A 19231-nucleotide genomic window follows, 5' to 3' on the forward strand; every position below is an offset into this window, starting at 1 on the left:
TTACACAGTATGTGTAGTTAAATGTTATAAATATAGATATAACAAACTATTATGTTAGGTATGAGGGAATTGTAGAGGAAATATTTTGTTTGGAAGTGAAATTGGTTTCTATCCAAATTTTGTGCTTTTAGAGGTGTGATTTAGATATTACTAAAGGATTGAAGTTAAATTTCTAGTTATTATAGTATAGTTTCATTTAATCGCTTATGTAAAGAACAAATTGTCATCTTTTATCATTTATTTTACAAAAGCAAGCAAAAAGCCCTGCAAAATGCAAGGCTTTTCTAATATTTATACATATAGATGTATATATAATATTGTAATTACTGCGTAACCGGAGGTCTTTTCCCACGCTTCAAATCGTTGATGCTTAATCCAAAGTCCATCTGCAAGTGAGGATAATCCGGAAAGTTATCCCAATCTCCTCCCCACGTAAACCCTAGTTCTTTGGCAAGTTCCACAACTTCCAGCCAATCTGGCTTTCCATTGCCGTTATCATCACGTTCCATATCCCACACTACATCTCCTTCAGGAGTCCGCAACGCAAAATCAATGGCTAAACCATAGTTGTGATAGGACTCTCCCCCTTTGGCGTTGGTAACGATATTTCCGGAAAGAGAGCGTCCTTGATTATAGAGGGCATCTTGTTCGTTTATGCTGCGAAAATCATGTGTAATCACGATTTCAATTCCTCGTCTAGCTGCCTTTCGAACCAACAACTTCTCACTTTCCGCGACTACCGGGTGAAGTCCAGTGATCGGCACTGCTTCTTGTACATTGGTCCGTGGCCAAATATCATAGGTACCTCCTTTTTGCTGTAACCATACATATATAATGGAAAGCAAAAACGTAGCTACGATCCAAAATCGCAGACTACTCTTGCGTCTCTGTTTTACTTTACGTTTGGATGTATTCATGCTCTCTCCTGATGGTGAAATCTTTATTCGTTTATACTCACGCTATCTGATATCAGCAATATAATAGACTCTATTATAAATCATTTACGCCTTAATTGCTTCTATCGCCGCAGCTCTTTGCGAAATCCAATTACCAGGAGAGAACCAACCTTAATTATTTTTAGATGCAAAAAAGCAGTCGGCTATAAGCCGACTGCTTTGTATCCATGCTGAGTAAGACTACTCAGTTGTGTATGGTAGCAATGCGATTTGACGGGAGCGTTTGATGGCAATCGTCAGCATGCGTTGATATTTAGCGCTAGTACCTGTTACACGGCGTGGCAAAATTTTTCCGCGCTCGCTGATAAATTTACGAAGCAAGTCCGTATCTTTATAATCGATGTGAGTAATTTTGTTAGCTGTGAAGAAGCACACTTTACGACGTTTATTACGGCCGCCACGACGTGCCGGTCTTTTATCGTTGTCTCCGCCTTCTCTTTGCTTGAAGCCCATGCTTTTCAGTCCTTTCCTATCATGTAACCCATATCTCATTAGAGTATCGGCTCACGTTAAAATGGCAAATCATCATCCGATATATCAATCGGTTTTCCGTCATCGGAAAAAGGATCCTGATTGTTGCTACGCGAATTATTGTTATTGTTCGCGCGCCCGCCGCCTCCGTAAGAAGGCTCTTCACGCATCGGTTGACCACCACCGCCGCCACCGTTATTATCACGGTTAGCTGACTCCAAGAAACGGACGTTATCGGCAATGACTTCGGTCACGTATACACGTTTTCCTTCGTTATTCTCGTAATTCCGTACTTGAATGCGTCCTTCGACTGCAGCTAGGCGTCCTTTGCGCAAATAGTTTGCACAAGTCTCAGCAAGCTGTCTCCAGGTTACGACCGGAATGAAATCCGCTTCCTTTTCTCCACCTTGGCTTGTAAACGGTCTGTCCACTGCCAAAGTAAATTGCGTAACTGCTACTCCAGCTGGAGTATAACGCAACTCAGGATCCCGGGTTAACCGGCCGATCAGAATGACACGGTTCAACAATGTAATCCCCTCCTTCAGAGCGTATTGGTGCATTGATCACGAGTTGTCTTAAGCAGACTTAACGTCGTTTGTAATGAGATAACGAATTACTTCGTCAGAAATCTTCATGAGACGCTCAAGTTCAGTAACTACTGCTGGTTCAGCAGTGAAGTGTACCAAAACATAAACACCATCACGGAATTTCTTGATCTCATACGCAAGACGGCGTTTACCCATAACGTCGTGAGCTGTAACTTCACCACCGCCGTTGGAGATGATGCCTTGGAATTTATCGACTGTAGCTTGAACAACTTCTTGCTCAACATCAGGACGAATAATGTACATCACTTCATATTTGCGCATAATTTTCACCTCCTTATGGACTCTGGCCCTCAATCTATGTTGAGAGCAAGGAACGAGCACAAACTCGAACTATATTAATATAACAAATATGATGTCTCAATGCAAGCAAACGTTCCCTCTTCTTAAAACACATGATCATAACTCCAATGGAGCACACTACAGAAGCAACATTGGAATCCATTACGCCGAGGAGGTTTTATCATGGGTGAAAGAACCGAGTTTGAACCAGGAGACAAAGCTCCAAACGATGGTGAGTACACCGAGGTTGGTGAGAAGAGCTTTCATACGGAGATTAACAATCCGAAACGGATAACCCTCCAAAAGGGTGAAGCTTTCCCTGAAACAAGCAATCAGAATCGCAAGTGGAAAAAGCTTACCAAAGCCCGCGTCCACTAAGCGTAAAGATTTTTTCAGACTGCTGTATATAAAACGTACTAATGCACATAATACAATCAGGCGATGCACGAGAGAGGTGTGGTTCCGTTGGACAACGAAGCCGAACATTCACTGTTGGAGATTCATCACGTAATTTAAGAAGCAAGATGGTTGTGTGTAAGGCCTTTGTCTGAAGCACGAGTATTGCTACTTGCAGTACACCAAGTTTCTGATCGTTACGACCGATTGTTTCCTAACAAACCGAATGCATCGCCGAATGAAGAGCCCTTAGGGGCTCTTTGTTTTTTCAATTAAGAAGAGTTATTAGACAACAATAAAAATAAGAAGACCTTCCAGCTGGAAGGTCTTCTTGCATGTATAGAACTCAACACACGTTGAGTAAGTTTTTCAATTACAATTACAAAGCAATATCTATTAGTGGCGGAAAGGGTGGGATTCGAACCCACGCACGCTGTGACACGCCTAACTGATTTCGAGTCAGCCCCCTTGGGCCTCTTGGGTACCTTTCCGCAGCAATAATGATTATAGCATGATCATTTACAGAACGCAATACTTAAGCTATGCCTACATGTAAACGTTATTATGGAGTGCGAAAAGAGTAAACATTAACCAATTTTTCATTAGGATTCAGACGAATCCTCTGTCGAACGAAGTACCTTTTTCATGTTTTTCTCGAATTTCGCTCTGGGAATTAATACGCTGTGTTTACATCCTACACACTTGATGCGAATATCCATGCCCATCCGAATAATCTCCATCTCATTGCTGCCACATGGATGCTGCTTCTTCATCTGCACAATGTCTCCAAGCTGGAAACTTTTACGCTCCACCTATGCCATCCCCCTCATCCTTCTCCTGAGCTGCTGCTTGCTCTAATGCTGCCTGATTGCTCATCTCATGATACTCCAGTGTTTTCTTCACATCACTCTGAATTTGACGCTCTACAGATGCCCTGGAGTTCGGCAAGCACTCAGCAACAATGCGAACCACATATTCCGAGGTAGACATCGACTGGATACCAAGCACGTCAGGTACTTTAACGATGTTCAGATCTCGATCCTCAATCCCAGTCAAAGCTCGTTTCACCAAGTGCACTGACTCGTCCAGGGTCTGTTCACCCTTCATGGGAATGTCCACAACTGCAAGGGAATTAGACATCGAGTAATTAGTTACACTTGCAATCGTACCATTTGGAATGATGTGCACCTCACCCTGCCAGCTAACCAGCTTGGTTGTTCTCAGGCCAATGACCTCAACCGTTCCTTTATAGGTACCTGTTTGAATAACATCGCCCACCGCGAATTGATCCTCCAATATAATGAAGAAACCCGTAATAACATCCTTCACCAATCCTTGGGCACCAAAACCGATAGCCAGTCCAAGTACTCCCGCACTCGCTAACAATGGTCCAACTTTCACGTTGATCTCAGATAACAGTAACAGAATCATAATGAAATTACATGTTATGGAGGTCGCATTTTTCATCAACTCTCCCACCGTTATAAATCTCCGCGGATTGACGCGAATCTTACCTTCCTGCTTACGTGCCATCGTGCGATCTATAATACGTGATACAATCTTAATCACAATACGCGTAATAATGAAAATAATAACGATGCGGATTGAGCTGAACAGAATATTAAACCACATATCTGCATCAGCGACTTTATCCCATAATTGGTCTGTCCAGCGAATGGCTCCCTTTATAGTCCTCCCTGGATCAGGCGAGGTCTCAGCAAACTTAAAAGGCAACATAGATCAAACCTCCTCTACATGGGTATGTTATCATAGCTGTCAGCGGTTTTGAAATAGAGGCCACGGATCTCCACAAATTCGTTACGAATGATTTGTCTCACTCTCTCCAGATCTTCTTTTGGAAACTGAATACATAGAGCACAGCCCGCTGTGATCTCTTTTGGTGTAGGAAATAAGTCGATCTCAATCTCGGCAAACTCCAGCAGCATTTCTGCCCGCAGCGCCTGCTGGGTGGAATCAAAAGCAATCAGCATCCAATCATCAATCCACTCGTCCATGTCCGGCTCCTTTCGTGATACATTCATTCCTTTGAAAAAGCTTGTCCCCACGAAGTATAAAACGTTCTATCCTTCCATATACTGTTACTACTATTCCAAGGGAAAGGATAGATCCTATGAATCCCATTTCGCATTCCTTCTCAGCTCAAGACATGGCCAGTTTGAAAATCCCACATACAGATCCAGGCATTCACTCAGCCATCATTCATCGTTTAATGTTTCATCTCTATAAAGCCCATTCTTTGCAAAATGTAGTTGTCGTCTGTATCGGTACAGATCGCTCTACTGGGGACTGCCTTGGCCCGCTCGTCGGCTCGTCACTTGCCAAGTGGGACAGCCCTCTATTCCATCTCTATGGCACATTGGATGAACCCGTACATGCAATGAACCTGCAGGACACCCTTCACAAAATACACACAACACATCACAACCCTTATGTGATCGGTATTGATGCCTGTCTCGGACAGTCTTCGAGTGTTGGATGTATCCAGGTCGTGAATGGACCGCTCAAACCAGGAGCGGGTGTAAATAAAGAATTACCGCCGGTCGGCGATATCCATCTTACAGGTATCGTTAACGTCGGCGGCTTTATGGAATACTTTGTTTTGCAGAACACACGTCTCAGTCTAGTCATGCGCATGTCCGAGATTATATCCAGCAGTCTCTACTCCGCCATTCGCGAATGGCATACCCGTTCTACTCTGCTTGCTGTGCCAGAGTAATGGCTTCCTTTTCCTCAGGGGAAAGAGTATACGTGGACTCTCCCCCTTTAAGAGGTTTAGCATATACATAGGAACCGTCTCGATTATAGATACCAGTCAGTACCATACCGTCCTGGCTATCGTTAACCATCGCCATGGAGAAACTCAGATCACTGCCAAGCTCCCCATAAGCGTTGTACCGTTTCACGCCCACTTTACCCTGGATGCGGGTCAGCTTCTGCATGACAGTCTTTAACTGATCCGTTTGCAGTGTATGCTCATCCTCAATGCTGTCCATCTGAATTTTCAGATTGATTAACAGCGACTCCAGATCTTCGACTCCACTGCCAGCCATCATGGCCTCATATTTCCGTTTAAACTTCCGTAGCTTTGCGCCTTGAGCAATACTTATGATAAGCAAAATCACCAAAAGTAATGCCATGCCGCCAATAATCCATATCAGCTGTTCCAGAATCAGCTCATTTAATTCAGCCATGTAGTGCAACTACCCCTCTGTTGGTTTGTTCAGGTTAACGTTTGTAGCTTCAAACGTACTCCACATCATCGATCCATTCAGCCAAGAAAAGCCATCCAACGCACTAATATAACCCTCAAGCTTACCCTTATTATTCACCAGATAACCCCTACGGTTAATCACTCGTTTTGGCTTCTTGCCTCTTTTGCTTTTTGCTTATTCAAGCGATTGAAATTCACATTTCATTAGGGTTGCTTCATACAGATTTGGATGCTGTTAATTCGATAACTGCTTCGATCAACGCATCGACATCTTCTCTTGATGTACTATATCCCACGCTCGCTCTGACAGCCCCACTTGCCGTTGTGCCAGCCGAATCATGGGCAAGTGGTGTGCAATGAAAACCTGAACGCACAGCGATGCCATAATTTCGGTCTAATTGAAAAGCGAGTTGGGCCGAATCATATCCTTCAACAGTAAAGGATAACAATCCGGTGCGCGGCTGTCCAATTTCAGGACCAAGCATTCGAATCCCCTGTACTGATGATAACCCATCCATCATATGCTGAGTCAAATCCCACTCCTGTTTGTATATGAATTCAGGCGTCAGTTCAAGCACATGCTGCACTCCGGCTGCTAGACCTGCTATACCCACGGTATTCGGCGTACCTGCCTCATAGCGATCAGGACGAACAAGTGGCTGCTCAATCGCCTCGGATTGGCTTCCTGTCCCTCCGTGAAGCAATGGTTGCACATCCAGCTCAGGAGCAATGTACAGCCCACCCGTTCCCTGCGGTCCCAACAGTCCTTTATGCCCGGGAAAGGCAAGCATATCGATGCCAAGCTGCTTCACATCCACAGGGATAATTCCAGCACTTTGAGCAGCGTCAACAAGCAAAGCCACCTGGTGTTTTTGACACATCAGTGCAATTTCACCAATGGGCAGAATACTCCCCAGCAGGTTCGAACTATGCGTGCAGACAACCAATCTTGTATTGGAACGAAACAAGCGTGCGAATTCGACCAGATCGATCTCCCCGGCTGCATTAACAGGCACATAATCAACCTCTACATTACGAGATCTGCGCATGTACTCCAAGGGCCGTCTTACTGAATTATGTTCAGCCATCGTAGCAATGGCGTGATCGCCTTCTCTTAACCACCCTTGAATAGCTAGATTCAAAGCTTCTGTGGTATTAGAACCCAGTGCAATATCATTGGCATTACGAACACCCAAAAGAGTGGATAACGCTTTTCTGGCACCAAATACAACTCGGCTCGCCTGTACAGCCATCCGATGACTTCCTCTGCCTGGGTTGGCCCCTGCCACATCCAGAGCCTGCATCATGGCTTCCCCGACAGCAGGTGGCTTAGGCCAAGATGTCGCTGCATGATCCAGATAGATAACTCCCTCCACCTCATGACCACCTCTGTCCCTAATTGATCGTTCTGTTTGGATGAATTCCCTATAAACAAACAATGACATATCGTTTCTCCATGGTACAGAGGCGATATGTCATCACATGAAAAAGCCCCGCATGTTGTTCATCGATCATGGAATTACGACTATTATTGCAACAGTTCCAACAGTCGCTCCAAATCTTGTTTGCTGTAGTAGTTGAGCTCAATTTTGCCTTTATCTTTGTTATGCTTAATTTTCACCGTTGTTTTGAACCGTTCACGTAAAGACTCTTCCAATGTATCAATAAATGGATCTTTTTTCTTCAACTTGGATTTGGCTTTCGCTTCACCCGTTTTGGAACGATCCAATTGTTGAACAGCCTCTTCCAGTTCACGTACACTCCACTGCTGATCAATAGTTTGTTTTGCCAGCTGCTTCACAAGGCTTTCATCCTTAACACCGACGATAGCACGTGCATGCCCCATTGACAATGTTCCACGTGAAACATGATCCTTCACTTCTTCCGGCAATGATAACAAACGTAGGAAGTTAGCGATGTGAGAACGTGACTTACCCACTTTTACGGAGAGCTCTTCTTGGGTTAATCCAAACTGGTCCATCAACCCCTGATAAGCAACTGCAACTTCCATCGCATTCAGATTTTCCCGCTGCAAGTTCTCGATTAAAGCAATCTCCATAACCTGCTGATCACTGAAATTACGAACTACGGCAGGCACAGTGGCATTACCGCAATATTGGGAAGCTCTGAAACGACGTTCACCAGCAATGATCTCATAACCTCTCAAAACAGGTCTTACAATAATAGGTTGTATAACACCATGTTGACGGATTGATTCAGCGAGTTCATGTATCGCATCCTCATCAAATACTTTACGAGGTTGGTAAGGGTTTGCCCGCAGTTGACTAATCGGGATTTCTACGACTTTATCATCGTCATTAATTGAAAGCGAAGGAATGAGGGCATCAAGACCTTTTCCAAGCCGCTTACTCATAAGAAATCACTTCCTTTGCGAGCTCTAAATAAACTTCAGCCCCTCGGGATCGAGGATCATACGTAATGATAGACTGACCATGAGAAGGTGCCTCACTAAGCCGCACATTGCGTGGAATAATGGTCTGATACACCTTTTGTTGAAAATACTTCTTCACTTCTTCAATCACTTGAATGCCCAGATTCGTACGAGCGTCGAACATCGTCAGCAATACCCCTTCAATCTGCAGGGATGTATTCAGATGTTTCTGCACCAAACGTACCGTGTTGAGCAATTGGCTCAACCCTTCGAGCGCATAATACTCACACTGAATCGGAATAATCACCGAATCTGAAGCTGTCAACGAGTTGATCGTTAACATGCCTAGAGAAGGTGGACAATCGATCAGTATGTAATCATAGTTTTTTTTCACCATGGCGAGTGATTTTTTCAGGCGAACTTCCCGTGATATCGTGGATACCAGTTCAATTTCGGCTCCGGCAAGCTGAATCGTTGCAGGTATGATATGAAGGCCTTCAATCTGAGTTTCCACAATCGCTTCCTGAGGGGGAACTTCATTAATGATGACATCATATATACAATTGGCCACATCTGCTTTGTTGATTCCGACTCCACTGGTTGTATTCCCCTGGGGGTCAATATCGACAAGCAATACCCTTTTCCCGAGCGAAGCCAGTCCTGCACCCAAGTTAACAGATGTCGTCGTTTTCCCCACACCGCCCTTTTGATTTGCTACGGCCATAATCTTAGACAATTACTTCACCTCAAATAAAATAGGAGTCTTTTCTTGTAGGTTGTGAGCTACAGTTAACAAAAAGCAGGTGGCTATTATCCACACAAACATCAACTACCGTTTCTTCATGGTGCTATTCTACGCTGTTCATGCCACTCTCAACTTTATAGACAGAAAAAGCGGCCCATTGCCGCCTTAAGCTTCAATTATTTGCGTTTCGGGATATGGATAACGATCTCGTAATGGTCCTCATGGTCCGCTTCCTTGGTTTTGATGTCTAGACCGGAGCCCGATACCATATCAATGGATTGACGAATCGTATTAAGTGCAAGTCTAACGTCCTTGGTGAATGAGACACGTTTGGATTTTTTGATCTTCGAGGATTCCTTGTAAAAGGCAACCCGCGCTTCCGTTTGTTTTACATTCAACTCTTTATCAATAATTTCGCCGAGCAATTTCATTTGCAACTCTTCCGTATCCAATGAAAGCAAAGCTCTGGCATGACGCTCCGAAATCTTACGTTCCATCAGCGCTGTCTTAATGCCATCTGGAAGCTGTAGCAACCGGATTTTGTTGGCGATCGTCGACTGGCTTTTGCCTAATCGCTGCGCAAGACTTTCCTGTGTAAGTTGGTGCAGGTCAATCAATTTCTGATAAGCAACAGCCTCTTCAATGGAAGTGAGTCCCTCACGCTGCAAGTTCTCGATCAATGCGATGGACGCTGCCTGAGAGTCGTTGAATTCACGTACAATGGCCGGGATATGATCCAAACCAAGTTTTCGAACTGCACGCCAGCGACGTTCCCCGGCGATAATCTCATATGATCCATTTCGTACGCGGACGACAATCGGTTGTATAACTCCATGTGTCTTGATCGTCTGCAACAACTCATCAATTTTATCATCATCAAAAATAGTACGGGGTTGATATGGGCTACTCACAATTTCATTGACCGGAATTTGTTTAATCTCATCTCCGTTATTGCGCTCCGCCAAACCAAACAACTTCGAAAATTGTTCTTTCATTCCGTATATTACCACCTAGTTTCGTAATAGCTCCCGCAAGGTGCAGGTGCTTCTTATTCAATATGCGACCTGTTCAAATGCTGTCGTTCTTCGAATAAGTTTTGCCTTCCATGACGCTTTCTGTAACCTATACATTAATGCTCAAAAAATCTATCTATACATATAATCTATGATCTCTGTAATCCAGGACCGGATACTTCTATTCTATCATCTTTTCTTCCATAATCCTATGTTTACCTATTCTTTAAACTCTCCTAATTTTCCTGCTTTTTCTTCATGAACATTAGCTATATGACTGCTTGTACACAATAAGATATAGAGAATCTATGTAGACAGGACCTGCTCATAGTAGCTACATTATGTACTCATTTGATACCATGTGAAAATGGTTTTTCAAAAGAATAACTCGGTGGCAGGAAAACCTCTTTCTTACGTATCTCCCTTAGCTTGAACAAGAACAATAGTTATTCATCAAGAAAACTTCTATGCCTAAATAAATATTATCGATTTCATTTATCTCTGCTCTATGTAATCGGAATGCGGATGCTATCTATACCTAGATAAAAATCAAAAAAACAAAAAGAGGATGTTTCACGTGAAACATCCTCTTTACTCTTATTCAAAGTTCTTCATTAAATAAACGAAGAATGATCATCTTACCTTTTTAATACATACGATGTTGCGCCAAGAACTATACCAAAGGTGTTTTTAATGGTGTCCCTGGTTTACGTGGATATTTAAAAGGTGTCTTATCAAACTTCTGAATCAGAATGATATGACGTGCCGACTCTTCAACCGGTAGCTGGAACGGATGAACTGCTTTTACCCGTCCTTTCAGCTGATTAAAGCTGAATTCAGCTTCCTTCATTTCTTCGCGCGGGTCTCCACCCTTCATTGCAGCGAATAATCCACTTTTGCGAACAAATGGCAGACAGAATTCGTTAAGCACTGCTAGCTTAGCAACTGCACGCGCAGTAACAAGGTCATAGCTATCACGATATCCTTCTTTGCGTCCAAGTTCCTCCGCACGACCATGAATCAATTCTACATCGGTCAAGCCGAGCGTATCTACAAGATGCTGCAGAAAGCCAATACGTTTATTTAGCGAGTCAATGATCGTCAGCTTAATATGCGGGAAACAAATTTTAAGAGGTAGTCCTGGGAAACCTGCCCCTGAACCAATATCTGCGAGTTTGTTTACCTTAGACATATCTGTATAAAACGCCAGCGATACCGAATCATAGAAATGCTTTGTATATACTTGTTCACGTTCGGTGATCCCGGTTAAATTCATCTTTTCATTCCAAGCTACCAGCTCCTGAAAATACAACTCGAATTGCTCCAACTGGCGTTCATCTAGCTCCAGTCCATGTTTCTTCAGGCGCCGTTGTAGCTGCTGTTGAATATCGTCCATTATTGTCCCCTTGCTGCGGTTACACGGTTATAATGCTCCAGGTAAACCAGCAGAATGGAGATATCCGCAGGAGTAACCCCGGCAATACGGGACGCCTGTCCTATCGAGATTGGACGAATCTTAGCGAGCTTCTGCTTTGCTTCCATAGCAAGGCCATGAATTTCGTCATATATAATCGTGTCCGGAATTTTTTTCTTCTCCATTTTTTGCAAACGTTCCACGTGGATCAATTGTTTCTCAATATAACCCGCATATTTAATTTGAATTTCAACTTGCTCTTTCATATCAGCAGTCAGTTCCACCTCAGAAGGTGAGATCTGCTCAATCCAGTCATACCCGATCTCTGGGCGGCGCATCAATGTAAGAAGTGTGCTGCCATCCTGAATCGGTGTGGAACCGATCTCTTCCAGCTTCGAATTTACTTCGACAGGACGAACTTTAGCTACCTTCAGACGAGCCACTTCCTGCTCAACTTTTGCCTTTTTGTCCAGGAATTTAGCGTAACGCTCATCAGGAATCAACCCAATATCGTGGCCAATTTCCGTCAAACGCATATCGGCATTATCATGACGAAGCAACAAACGGTATTCTGCACGGGAAGTCAGCAGACGATAAGGTTCATTCGTACCTTTTGTTACGAGATCATCAATCAGTACACCAATGTACCCTTGGGAGCGATCCAGTACGACAGGCTCTTTATCCTGTACTTTACGTGCAGCGTTGATACCGGCCATTACGCCTTGTCCTGCCGCTTCTTCATACCCGGAGGTACCATTAATCTGCCCTGCTGTGAACAGACCTGGCAGACGTTTCGTTTCAAGTGAAGGCCACAGCTGTGTAGGCACCATCGCATCATATTCAATAGCGTAGCCGTTACGCATCATTTCTACTTTTTCCATGCCCGGAATTGAGCGAAGGACCGCCAATTGAACATCTTCTGGCAGACTGGTAGATAGACCTTGTACATAGTATTCCGATGTGTTTTTGCCTTCTGGCTCCAGGAAAATCTGATGCTTCGGCTTGTCGCTGAAACGCACAATTTTATCCTCGATCGATGGGCAATAACGCGGTCCGGTACCTTCAATAACGCCTGAGAACATAGGTGCACGGTGGAGATTATCGTTAATAATCTGGTGTGTTTCCACAGACGTATACGTCAACCAGCAAGGCAGCTGCTCATTATCGGAAGATTCCGTTTCATAAGAAAAGAACTTCGGTTTATCATCACCTGGCTGAATTTCCGTTTTGCTAAAATCAATCGTATCCTTATGCACACGCGGTGGTGTACCTGTTTTAAAACGAACCAGGTCAAAACCAAGCTCACGCAGATGTTCGGATAACTTAAGGGAAGGCTGTTGATTATTCGGGCCACTCTCGTACATCAACTCACCCATAATTACTTTACCGCGCAGATACGTACCTGTTGTCAAAACAACAGCTTTGGCCCGGTACTCTGTACCAGTCTGAGTAACCACACCTACACACTGTCCGTCTTCAACGATCAGGCGATCAACCATACCTTGACGCATCGTCAGGTTGCGTTCATTCTCCATCGTTTCTTTCATCGTATGCTGATAAGAGAACTTATCGGCCTGAGCACGAAGCGCATGCACAGCAGGTCCTTTACCAGTGTTGAGCATTCGCATCTGAATAAAGGTCTTATCGATGTTCCGTCCCATCTCACCACCAAGTGCATCAATCTCACGTACCACATGTCCTTTTGCCGGTCCCCCAATAGATGGGTTACAAGGCATGAAGGCCACCATATCCAGATTGATGGTAATCATCAGTGTTTTCGAACCCATACGGGCTGCAGCCAGTGCCGATTCCACACCAGCATGTCCTGCCCCAACGACGATTACATCATAACTGCCGCCATCAAAAGCCATTCCAGTTTACCTCCTTTTTGCCGCTGCACGCCTAAATTCATGCAAACGATCTATTTTCTGTAAAAATCATGATGAAATACGCTCCGCACTCTACGGAATGCATTTCGATCTATATTAAGCCATCAAGTCTATAGGTACTTCAGACATATTCGCGGATTCTTTGACCACCCACAGATGGACTTTATTATCATACTACTTTTCAGAGCCGGTATGTTTGTCAGGTGTTATTTTCCGAGGCAGAATTGAGAGAAAATTTGATCAATCAACGCATCATGCGCTGTATCGCCCACGATCTCACCCAGTTGCTCCCATGCCAGACGAACATCAATCTGGATCATATCAATAGGAATCAGCTGCTCTGCTGCTTCATAGGCATCAATGAGCGACTGCTTCGCTTTTTTGAGCAAAGCAATATGACGCACATTGCTGACATAGGTCAGGTCGGCCGACTCCAGCTTGCCACTGAAGAACAACGTCGAGATGGCATCTTCCAATCGGTCCACGCCCAGATCATCTTTCACCGACATCGGAACAAGCCGTTCCTCAGGGATATAACGAAGCAGTACTTCGCGGTCCGCCTGCGGCGCTAAGTCCATTTTATTCATAATAATAATTGATTGTCTACCGCGGATTTGTTCCAATAATTCAATCTCGTCCTGATGTAGTGGCTCGGCAGCATTGATAACCATCAATAACAGATCCGCCTCATTCACAGCAGAGCGAGAACGCTCCACCCCGATTCTTTCCACGACATCCATCGTTTCCCGAATACCTGCCGTATCGAGCAGCTTGAGCGGTATATTGTTAATCGTAACAAACTCCTCAATGACGTCACGCGTTGTACCTGGTATGTCCGTTACAATTGCCCGGTTGTCCTGGGCCAACGTATTGAGCAATGAAGATTTCCCTACGTTTGGCCGGCCTACGATAGCTGTTGTGATTCCTTCACGCAGTATCTTTCCTTGCTCTGCTGTTACCAGCAATTTATCGATTTCAGTCATCACCTGACTGGATTTTTCTTTAATAAATTCAGAGGTTAGTGACTCTACATCATGCTCAGGATAATCGATATTTACTTCGATGTGAGCAAGTGTCTCCACCAGCGTGTATCTTAGTTCGCGCAGCTTGGACGACAATTTGCCCTCTACTTGCTTGAGTGCAACGGAGAACGCCCGATCGGATTTGGAACGAATGAGATCCATGACCCCTTCCGCCTGTGATAGATCAATCCGTCCATTGAGAAAAGCACGCTTTGTGAACTCGCCAGGTTCAGCGAGACGAATATCGAGCTGCAACAACAGATCCATTACACGCTTAACCGAAACCACTCCGCCATGAGCGCTAATCTCCACGACATCCTCTGTTGTAAAAGAACGTGGCGCACGCATCACCGTAACCAATACTTCCTCGATCTTCTCACCAGTCCCCGGATCTATAATATGACCGTAATGAACCGTGTGGGATGCTGCCTGTGTTAGTGGGGTTTTGCTGCGAAAAATCTTCTCCGTCTCCGACACCGCATCCGGGCCGCTCACCCGGATTACAGCGATACCCGCTTCTCCGACCGCTGTTGATATCGCTGTAATCGTATCACTAATCATCGTTATCTCTCCTTGCTATTTTAAAATTGCGCCCCTCAGGACGCTATATTAATTTCAATATATAATTCAGTTGTTCAGTTGCAAAACGCTTCTTTTCGCATCATTCATATCTTGATATGGCTCTTAATGAAATCGCTCTTCCGTTTTGGAAAAGTACTTCTGTACGAAAAAAGCAATGGCTTCTGCACCGGGCAGGAAGCCATTGCGTCTTCAATTTCGTGTTATTTCGTCGTAATGACTACGCGCCGATTGGGCTCCTCGCCCTTGCTGTATGTCTTAATCTGCGAGTGATTTTGCAATTTCGCATGAATGACTTTGCGTTCGAGTGGCGGCATTGGCTCCAGCACAACTTCCTTGCCAGTGCGAATGGCCTGTCCAGCCAAACGTTCAGCCAGATCCTCCAGCGTCTTGCGTCGACGTTGACGGAAATTCTCTGCATCGAGTACGATGCGAACGAAGCTTTCCGAATAACGATTTGCTACAATGTTCGTCAAATATTGAAGGGCATCCAGCGTCTGTCCACGTCTGCCAATAATCATGCCCAGGTCTTCACCGGCAATATTGAAGATATGTCCATCACGCTGTTTTTTGATATGCACTTCAACATCCAGTCCCATACCTGCTGCCACTTCTTTTAAGAAAGCAGCCGCTTCCTCATAGGGATTTTTAGCAGCCACACCCTCAAGTGTTGCTTCAACCTGAGGTATATGTGCGGCCGGCTTGATCGGTTGTAAAACAGGTTCAGGCACAGGCAGAAGTTTCACTTCCACTTTAGCGGCCTTAACCCCGATCAAACCCAGGAATCCTTTTGACGGCTGCTCTAACACTTGTATCTCGACCTTGTCCCGGCTCACGCCAAGCTCAGCCAATCCTTGGTTTACAGCATCTTCAACGGTTTTTCCTGACGCAATGACTTTGGTCATTTCGATTTTTTGGCCCCTTTCGAACCTTTTCCAGAGACAGTTGCCTTGGCACCGTTTTTGCGTTTAGCTCCATTTCCATTTTTGGAAGAGCTGTTCTGCTTCACGTTGACCTCAGCCACGACTTTATCATTATTCCGGTAAAGGAAATAGTTTTGCACGATCGTGTAGATGTTACTGTAGAACCAGTACAGTGGCAATGCAGCCGGGAACTGATACGACATAACGAAGATCAATATCGGGTACACCCACAGCATGAATTGCATCGGTCCAACCTGTTGTGCAGGGTTCATGCGCATCATCATCCACGTTTGAACGAATGTAGTGATGGCAGCCAGCACTGGCAAAATAAACAGGTGATCCGGCGCTCCGAGTTGAAGCCACAAGAAATCATGTGTTCTCAGACTCGAGTTTCCGTAAATTGAGTTATAAAGTGCGATGTAAATCGGCATCTGAATCAGAAGTGGTAGGCAACCCGCCATCGGATTAACTTTGTTCTCCTGAAACAACTTCATTGTTTCTTGCTGAACTTTCTCAGGTGTATCTTTATACTTGGCTTGAATTTCTTTCAACTGCGGCTGAATAGCTTGCATCGCCTTGGAGCTGCGAACCTGCTTCATTGTCAGCGGCAAGATTAACGTCCGTACAATTAACACCATCACAAGGACGGCCAGTCCATATTCACCGTTAAACCAGTTGGCAAATGTGTCGAGCGCCAGTGAGAACCAATAAATAACATTGCTTTGCCAGAATGATCCGTTTTTTAGATCTTCCGTAGTAACCCCGGCTCCTTGTGGAGTACATCCGGCGAGTACAGTGACCATTGCAATGACTGCAATGAGGAGAATCCACTTCCCCTTTGATGTCTTCAATCGCGACACTTCATAACCCCTCTCTTAACCATTCCATTCCACCGTAAATCATACCATAATTAGGAGGACAAATAAACCGAAGCTTACCGCTTGCCCGACTTCAAAAGAGAGCCCTTGCGCATCGCATGCAGCAGGCTTTTTTCCATATCCTTATAGGACATGTCCAATGCACCTTTTCTGACGATAAAGATCAGATCCATCTGCGTGACAATCTCTTTCTCATGATGACGTACAATTTCCTTAATCATGCGTCTCATCCGGTTGCGTACGACAGCGTTTCCGATTTTCTTGCTGCAGGATACACCTACTCGGAATTGTTCTGTATCTTTACGACGACAGCCATACACCACAAACTGATGATTGGCAAACGATTTCCCATACCGGTATACGCGGCTAAAGTCCGCCCGGTTTCGTAAACGCAGTCTTTTATACACGGCGCTTCTCCTTGCTGTTTTCCACCAACATTATTGACGAAGGCCTCATTACTGATTTAGTATAGGCTTTCTTGAATAACGATAAACCGTCTTGGCGGCAACTTCATTTGGGATGATTGTTGATCAGTCATTTCAACTGAGCAAACATTCATCCTTATATAAGGAACGTTTTCGAAAAAACGGACATCTCATTCATTGAACATAAATGTGTACTTATGCTTTTGCGCAGCCAATTCAGACCTGACCTTTACCAGCATCCAGTCTGAAATGACCTATTTAAGAAAAAAAAGACCACCTCGGTGGTCTTCACATGCATTTAAGCACTCAGGACTTTACGGCCTTTAAGGCGACGTGCAGCCAGAACTTTACGTCCGTTGCTCGTGCTCATTCTTTTCCGGAAACCATGAACTTTTTTACGTTTGCTAACGTTCGGTTTGAATGTAGGTCTCAATGTATTGCACCTCCTCACAAGGAAATACTTATGTGATGAATCACTTTCATCTTCACAGAAAACACCTTTATATATTTAACCATGAACACCTGGAAAAGTCAACTGCGAGCCTCTTGCCTCCTTTCTCCTTTTTAATGCCTATTCCCCCCTACCTAAACGGCCATGGATTCGTACTCCTGTTTACTACCTTTTTAAAGCATCACTTAGAAGCTCAAAAAGTTATCCCCAGTTCCGATTCATTCATCAAAAATCAGTTTTTACGGTTATCCACACCCCTCAAACCCCTTAATTCTTTTTTAATTACCATTTCAAGTTATTCACATGTGGATAAGGAATATTTATCGATGACAGACTGTTTCATTGGCTCTGCTTTTGGTTAATATTCCTACGTTTCTGAAGAACTTCAGTGGAGCAGCAATCCATTAGATAACCAATATTTTTTGGCTTTTAAAATGACATACTTTAAATTTAATGTATCCGCTTTATTCTATGGTTTACAAGTTTTCGAGAAAGTTGTAGGATAAAAAAAACACATCTTGTATACAAGTATACTTATGGGAAGCACAGTACCGATCCAAACTCATTTATAAGGAAGATAATTATTCCTCTAGCTCTTTGAAAAATCCATTTGAAGCAATATGACGTTCCTAAATTCAGCATACGCACAGAGCATACAGCCATTTATTCTCGTTATAAGGATTGGTGTAAAACGCTCAATCAGCAAAATAGTTGTGCTATGATCAGTATTGAACTGATTACTTATAATAGGAGCGTTAGCCATTATGCTGTTTCCTTCATCCTGGCTTCAGGGAGCTTCCCGCGGGGAAGCCATTGCCTGCGAATTAAGACTACGGATCATTAGCGGAACCCTTCGTCCTGGCGAAATTTTGTCAGAAAATCGGATTGCCGCTGATTTTGACAGCAGTCGATCACCTGTACGTGAAGCGTTAAGAACACTGTCGAATGAAGGGCTCATTCGGTTGGAGCGTATGGGCGTGGTTGTCATTGGATTGAAAATTAAAGATGTCGAGGAATTATATGACGTGCGTTTCCTGATTGAAAGTTTTGTGCAGCAGCGACTTGCAGGGGATGTACCAGAACAATTGATTACCCAGTTAAGTAATGTGATAGACAAAATGGACTTGGCTGGACGTCACCAAGATGCTGTTGAATTTGCTTATCAGGATCTTACCTTTCACGAGACTATTATCGAAGCCGCCCAGCATTCGCGTATTTTACATCTATGGAAAAGCATTCGTTATGTTGTCATGACGGTTATGCTGCTCACCACCCGCAGGGTTTTTATTCAGGGCGAGCAGAAAGTAAGCGCTGTAATAGGTAAACACCGCTTGCTGATTGAGGCACTTGAATCGGGTGATAAAACACGCATTCAATCTGGAGTTCGCACGTATTTTCAGGATTCAGGCAAGACGCTGCACGAAAGCTTTGATTCCTAATGACATGTAATGGAATTTTATTCATCACTTCATGGAATATCTGTGCAGGGGTTCGCAATCATATCCGTTGTGAATGATTGCCCCCCAACTTGTCGACAAGTATACAAAATGCGATTTGT

General features: G+C 44.2%; 23 protein-coding genes and 1 tRNA gene. 3 read left to right on the forward strand and 21 right to left on the reverse strand.

Going from position 1 to position 19231, the window contains the following annotated elements:
• Nucleotides 1-323: 323 nt before the first annotated feature.
• The 4 genes from BLS14_RS15035 to rpsF form a co-directional block, all read right to left on the reverse strand.
• Complete coding sequence (locus BLS14_RS15035; protein WP_072733928.1) at nucleotides 324-917, reverse strand: M15 family metallopeptidase; 594 nt, start codon at nucleotides 915-917, stop codon at nucleotides 324-326.
• A 219-nt stretch (nucleotides 918-1136) separates the two neighbouring features.
• Nucleotides 1137-1409, reverse strand: a complete 273-nt coding sequence (gene rpsR / locus BLS14_RS15040) for a 30S ribosomal protein S18 (protein WP_017691433.1) — start codon at nucleotides 1407-1409, stop codon at nucleotides 1137-1139.
• Nucleotides 1410-1465: 56 nt separating this feature from the next.
• Entirely contained in the window at nucleotides 1466-1954 is a 489-nt protein-coding gene (gene ssb / locus BLS14_RS15045) for a single-stranded DNA-binding protein (protein WP_063567379.1), read from the reverse strand.
• 48 nt (nucleotides 1955-2002) lie between these two features.
• The gene (gene rpsF / locus BLS14_RS15050) at nucleotides 2003-2296 is read right to left on the reverse strand and encodes a 30S ribosomal protein S6 (RefSeq protein ID WP_024629534.1); all 294 of its coding nucleotides are present in this window, start codon (nucleotides 2294-2296) and stop codon (nucleotides 2003-2005) included.
• A gap of 201 nt (nucleotides 2297-2497) precedes the next feature.
• Here rpsF and BLS14_RS15055 point away from each other — a divergent pair, with 201 nt between their 5' ends.
• Nucleotides 2498-2692: a YjzC family protein gene (locus BLS14_RS15055; protein ID WP_063567380.1), complete on the forward strand. Its 195-nt coding sequence runs from the start codon at nucleotides 2498-2500 to the stop codon at nucleotides 2690-2692.
• A gap of 418 nt (nucleotides 2693-3110) precedes the next feature.
• Here BLS14_RS15055 and BLS14_RS15060 read toward each other — a convergent pair.
• The 4 genes from BLS14_RS15060 to BLS14_RS15075 form a co-directional block, all read right to left on the reverse strand.
• Nucleotides 3111-3201: transfer RNA gene (locus BLS14_RS15060), tRNA-Ser, on the reverse strand.
• Nucleotides 3202-3312: 111 nt separating this feature from the next.
• Nucleotides 3313-3522: a DUF951 domain-containing protein gene (locus BLS14_RS15065; RefSeq protein WP_063567381.1), complete on the reverse strand. Its 210-nt coding sequence runs from the start codon at nucleotides 3520-3522 to the stop codon at nucleotides 3313-3315.
• A complete protein-coding gene (locus BLS14_RS15070; protein ID WP_072733929.1) occupies nucleotides 3512-4447 on the reverse strand; it encodes a mechanosensitive ion channel family protein in 936 nt (311 codons plus the stop codon). The genes BLS14_RS15065 and BLS14_RS15070 overlap by 11 nt, the downstream gene beginning before the upstream one ends.
• Nucleotides 4448-4461: 14 nt before the next feature.
• Nucleotides 4462-4701: a putative Se/S carrier protein gene (locus BLS14_RS15075; RefSeq protein WP_371121640.1), complete on the reverse strand. Its 240-nt coding sequence runs from the start codon at nucleotides 4699-4701 to the stop codon at nucleotides 4462-4464.
• A gap of 140 nt (nucleotides 4702-4841) precedes the next feature.
• On the opposite strand from BLS14_RS15075, the gene yyaC reads away from it, so the two are divergent.
• Nucleotides 4842-5447: a spore protease YyaC gene (gene yyaC, locus BLS14_RS15080; RefSeq protein WP_072733930.1), complete on the forward strand. Its 606-nt coding sequence runs from the start codon at nucleotides 4842-4844 to the stop codon at nucleotides 5445-5447.
• On the opposite strand, the gene BLS14_RS15085 is transcribed toward yyaC, so the two are convergent.
• The 13 genes from BLS14_RS15085 to rpmH form a co-directional block, all read right to left on the reverse strand.
• Entirely contained in the window at nucleotides 5422-5922 is a 501-nt protein-coding gene (locus BLS14_RS15085) for a DUF4446 family protein (RefSeq protein WP_063567383.1), read from the reverse strand. The genes yyaC and BLS14_RS15085 overlap by 26 nt on opposite strands.
• 9 nt (nucleotides 5923-5931) lie before the next feature.
• Nucleotides 5932-6084: a hypothetical protein gene (locus BLS14_RS32610; protein ID WP_170867840.1), complete on the reverse strand. Its 153-nt coding sequence runs from the start codon at nucleotides 6082-6084 to the stop codon at nucleotides 5932-5934.
• Between the two features lie 73 nt (nucleotides 6085-6157).
• Complete coding sequence (locus tag BLS14_RS15090) at nucleotides 6158-7318, reverse strand: aminotransferase class V-fold PLP-dependent enzyme (RefSeq protein WP_072733931.1); 1161 nt, start codon at nucleotides 7316-7318, stop codon at nucleotides 6158-6160.
• Nucleotides 7319-7470: 152 nt separating this feature from the next.
• Nucleotides 7471-8316: a ParB/RepB/Spo0J family partition protein gene (locus BLS14_RS15095; RefSeq protein ID WP_024629526.1), complete on the reverse strand. Its 846-nt coding sequence runs from the start codon at nucleotides 8314-8316 to the stop codon at nucleotides 7471-7473.
• A complete protein-coding gene (locus BLS14_RS15100; protein WP_024629525.1) occupies nucleotides 8309-9070 on the reverse strand; it encodes a ParA family protein in 762 nt (253 codons plus the stop codon). Before BLS14_RS15100 ends, BLS14_RS15095 begins: the two co-directional genes overlap by 8 nt.
• 185 nt (nucleotides 9071-9255) lie before the next feature.
• On the reverse strand, nucleotides 9256-10074 hold the full coding sequence (gene noc / locus BLS14_RS15105; RefSeq protein WP_064641439.1) for a nucleoid occlusion protein: 819 nt from the start codon (nucleotides 10072-10074) through the stop codon (nucleotides 9256-9258).
• 691 nt (nucleotides 10075-10765) lie between these two features.
• The gene (rsmG, locus tag BLS14_RS15110) at nucleotides 10766-11488 is read right to left on the reverse strand and encodes a 16S rRNA (guanine(527)-N(7))-methyltransferase RsmG (protein ID WP_063567385.1); all 723 of its coding nucleotides are present in this window, start codon (nucleotides 11486-11488) and stop codon (nucleotides 10766-10768) included.
• On the reverse strand, nucleotides 11488-13377 hold the full coding sequence (mnmG, locus tag BLS14_RS15115) for a tRNA uridine-5-carboxymethylaminomethyl(34) synthesis enzyme MnmG (RefSeq protein WP_090952631.1): 1890 nt from the start codon (nucleotides 13375-13377) through the stop codon (nucleotides 11488-11490). The genes rsmG and mnmG overlap by 1 nt, the downstream gene beginning before the upstream one ends.
• Nucleotides 13378-13601: 224 nt before the next feature.
• Nucleotides 13602-14978, reverse strand: a complete 1377-nt coding sequence (mnmE, locus tag BLS14_RS15120; protein WP_063567387.1) for a tRNA uridine-5-carboxymethylaminomethyl(34) synthesis GTPase MnmE — start codon at nucleotides 14976-14978, stop codon at nucleotides 13602-13604.
• 221 nt (nucleotides 14979-15199) lie between these two features.
• Complete coding sequence (jag, locus tag BLS14_RS15125; RefSeq protein ID WP_063567388.1) at nucleotides 15200-15901, reverse strand: RNA-binding cell elongation regulator Jag/EloR; 702 nt, start codon at nucleotides 15899-15901, stop codon at nucleotides 15200-15202.
• On the reverse strand, nucleotides 15898-16779 hold the full coding sequence (locus BLS14_RS15130; RefSeq protein WP_090952633.1) for a YidC/Oxa1 family membrane protein insertase: 882 nt from the start codon (nucleotides 16777-16779) through the stop codon (nucleotides 15898-15900). The genes jag and BLS14_RS15130 overlap by 4 nt, the downstream gene beginning before the upstream one ends.
• A gap of 74 nt (nucleotides 16780-16853) precedes the next feature.
• Nucleotides 16854-17204: a ribonuclease P protein component gene (rnpA, locus tag BLS14_RS15135; RefSeq protein ID WP_024629518.1), complete on the reverse strand. Its 351-nt coding sequence runs from the start codon at nucleotides 17202-17204 to the stop codon at nucleotides 16854-16856.
• 316 nt (nucleotides 17205-17520) lie between these two features.
• On the reverse strand, nucleotides 17521-17655 hold the full coding sequence (gene rpmH, locus BLS14_RS15140; RefSeq protein ID WP_024629517.1) for a 50S ribosomal protein L34: 135 nt from the start codon (nucleotides 17653-17655) through the stop codon (nucleotides 17521-17523).
• A gap of 782 nt (nucleotides 17656-18437) precedes the next feature.
• On the opposite strand from rpmH, the gene BLS14_RS15145 reads away from it, so the two are divergent.
• Nucleotides 18438-19112, forward strand: coding sequence for a GntR family transcriptional regulator (locus BLS14_RS15145; protein WP_063567390.1), 675 nt, complete (start codon nucleotides 18438-18440; stop codon nucleotides 19110-19112).
• Nucleotides 19113-19231: the final 119 nt, after the last annotated feature.

The sequence above is a fragment of the Paenibacillus sp. OK060 genome, from assembly GCF_900101205.1.
GTDB lineage: Bacteria > Bacillota > Bacilli > Paenibacillales > Paenibacillaceae > Paenibacillus > Paenibacillus marchantiae.